The sequence below is a fragment of the Variovorax raffinosi genome (assembly GCF_051216615.1).
Lineage (GTDB): Bacteria > Pseudomonadota > Gammaproteobacteria > Burkholderiales > Burkholderiaceae_C > Variovorax.
Genome location: NZ_JBPJZR010000036.1, coordinates 1 through 2,472, shown reverse-complemented (window position 1 = coordinate 2,472; position 2,472 = coordinate 1). Strand labels below are relative to the sequence as shown.

The following is a 2,472-nucleotide window of genomic DNA, read 5'->3' as shown; positions in this document are numbered from 1 at the left end:
GTAAGCACGCGGCGAACACATCTTGACGAGGGCCGCACATTTGGCGGCGAGCGCGAGCAGGTGGTCAGCTGTGCTGCCAGCGATGCGGCAGCAGTTCGTCGATGCGGCTATGCGGCTGTGTTGGAAGGCGCAAGAACACGTCCTTCAGATAGGCATACGGATCGTGGCCATTGAGCTTGGCTGACTGGATCAAGCTCATGATGGCTGCGGCGCGTTGCCCGGCACGGAGGCTCCCAGCGAACAGCCAGTTCCCTCTGCCCACGGCAATCGGCCGGATCTGGTTCTCCACCCAGTTGTTGTCTGCAGGCAAGTTGCCGTCGTCCAGGTAGCGCGTCAGCGCAGGCCAGCGCTTCAGGCTGTAGTTCAGTGCTTTGGCTGTCCCTGAACCTTCCGGGACCTTGAGCCGCTGCGCGATCATCCAGGCATGCAGTGCCTCGGCGATCGGCCGACCCCGCGCTTGGCGGATGCGATGCCGCTCATCTGCGTTCAGGTCCTTCACCTCACGCTCGATCTCGTAGAGCCGAGCGAAGTACTGGATGCCTGCCTCTGCGACGTGACTCTTGTTCGTTGTGTGCAGCTCGACAAACTTGCGCCGGGCGTGTGCTAGGCAGCCAGCTTCGACGACGCCCTTGGCCAGCAGGGCCTTGTAGCCTGAGTAGTCGTCACAAACGAGTGCGCCACGCCATTCGCCCAGGAAGTCCTGCGCGTGCTGGCCAGCCCGGCTGTCGGCGAAGTCGTAGACCACGGCCTTCATGTCTTCGAAGGCGCCTGGTGTGTAGGCCCACAGATAGGCACGATGCGTCTTGCCCGTGCCGGGCTTAAGCATTGCCACCGGGGTCTCGTCGGCATGCAGTACGCCGTGAGCGAGGATGGCACCCCTGAGTGCGTCGACCAGGGGTTGCAGGCGTACGCCGCATGTGCCGACCCACGCACCAAGCGTCGAGCGCGGGATGGCCAGGCCGGCACGCCCGAAGATCGTTTCCTGGCGGTACAGCGGCAGGTGGTCGGCGTACTTGGCCACCATCACCTGCGCCAGTAGGCCGGCGGTGGGGATGCCCTTGTCGATCACCTGGGCCGGCACCGGCGCCTGGATCAGCGTCTGGCACTTCGCGCACGTCCACTTGCCTCGCACATGCCGCTCGACGGAGAACACACCGGGAACGTAATCGAGCTTCTCAGCCACGTCTTCGCCGATGCGCTTGAGCGCGCAGCCGCACGTGCAGGTAGTCGACTCGGGTTCGTGGCGGACATCGACGCGCGGCAGGTCTGCCGGCAGCTGCGTGCGACGCGGCTGTTGCTTGTCCTCGGTCTTGGGTGGCGGGCGAAGCTGCTTCAGCTCTTCTTCGATGGCCGCCAAGTCGGCGTCAAGCGTCTCTTCCAGAAGGCTGGCCTGTGCAGCGTCGAGCTTCTCACTGCTCTTCCCGAAGCGCAGGCGCTTGTACTGTGCGAGCTCGTGGGTGAGTTGGTCGACCTTGGTGGACTTGAAGGTGACCTCGCGCGTGAGCGTCTCGATCGATCGGTCCTTGGCCTCGAGCAGGCTTTGCTGCTCAGTCAAGTCCTTGAGAAGCCGGAGGGTCACCTCGCGCAGTTGCTCTGCATCGAGGCCCTCCAGTTGTTCGGCATCCACCATGAGCACGGATGGTGCCGCGCGAGCGTGTGAATGTCATCGGCGTTTGCCGCAATTGCACGGCCACCGTGCGATCACACCACGGTGATGACGCCCGCTGAACCTATGCGCTGCCAGGGCAACCCGAGCACGAGCGCGTCGAGTTGCTCACGCGTTATCGCCATCTGCGTGCCCAGGCTCGCGTTGGCCCAGAGGAACCGGCCCTGGTTCAGCCGACGCGCGCACAGCCAGATGCCGATGCCATCGTGCACAAGGACCTTCATGCGGTTGGCGCGTCGATTGGCAAACAAGTAAGCGTGGTGCGGCTGCGCTGCGCCGAACACCTTCACGACGCGCGCGAGCGCCGTCTCGGTGCCAGCGCGCATGTCGATCGGCTCGGTGGCCAGCCACACGGCGTCGACGCGAATCAACGCAGCCACTCGCGCAGCCAGGCTGCGCACGACGACGCTGATTCCACCGGCCAATGCACCACTGCGGTGGCGCTGCCTCGCTTCAGTTCGATGCGGATGTCACGGGCCGGCATCTCGGCTTCGGGCTGCACATCGAGCGCGATGAAGTCGGGCATCGGCAACGTTGGAACGTCAGTCGCCTTCGGCGACGCAGCCCTGCGATCATCGGCACGCCACCGGTGCACCACGTTCGCATTCAGGTTGTACAGCCTCGCGATCGCCGCGGCAGATGCATCCGGCTGCCGGCACGCCTCAAGGACCTCTGCCTTGAACTGCGCGCTGTGCTTGCGACGGGTCGCCCGCTTAACCACACCATCTATTGCGTCCACATCATTCATCGCGGACACGATGCCTGCCGACTCTCAGGCAATCAAGATGACTTCACCGTGCGCTTAC

Annotated in this window: 3 protein-coding genes; all 3 read right to left on the bottom strand. The window is 64.4% G+C overall.

Annotated elements, in window-relative coordinates; all coding sequences use genetic code 11:
• Positions 1–64 precede the first annotated feature (64 nt).
• Positions 65–1,630 (bottom strand): IS66 family transposase, encoded by a 1,566-nt coding sequence (gene tnpC / locus ACSFB7_RS37730; protein WP_435477437.1) that lies wholly within the window; start codon positions 1,628–1,630, stop codon positions 65–67.
• Positions 1,631–1,701: 71 nt separating this feature from the next.
• Positions 1,702–2,046 carry an IS66 family insertion sequence element accessory protein TnpB gene (tnpB, locus tag ACSFB7_RS37725; RefSeq protein ID WP_435477436.1) on the bottom strand — a complete coding sequence of 115 codons (345 nt, stop codon included), beginning with the start codon at positions 2,044–2,046 and terminating at the stop codon, positions 1,702–1,704.
• A complete protein-coding gene (locus ACSFB7_RS37720; RefSeq protein WP_435477435.1) occupies positions 2,034–2,414 on the bottom strand; it encodes a transposase in 381 nt (126 codons plus the stop codon). Before ACSFB7_RS37720 ends, tnpB begins: the two co-directional genes overlap by 13 nt.
• Positions 2,415–2,472 lie beyond the last annotated feature (58 nt).

What these genes read in the sequence shown, in the direction of transcription:
- ACSFB7_RS37720 (WP_435477435.1), bottom strand. Translation starts at nt 2,414, where the DNA reads ATGAATGATGTGGACGCAATAGATGGTGTGGTTAAGCGGGCGACCCGT.
- tnpC (WP_435477437.1), bottom strand. Translation starts at nt 1,630, where the DNA reads ATGGTGGATGCCGAACAACTGGAGGGCCTCGATGCAGAGCAACTGCGC.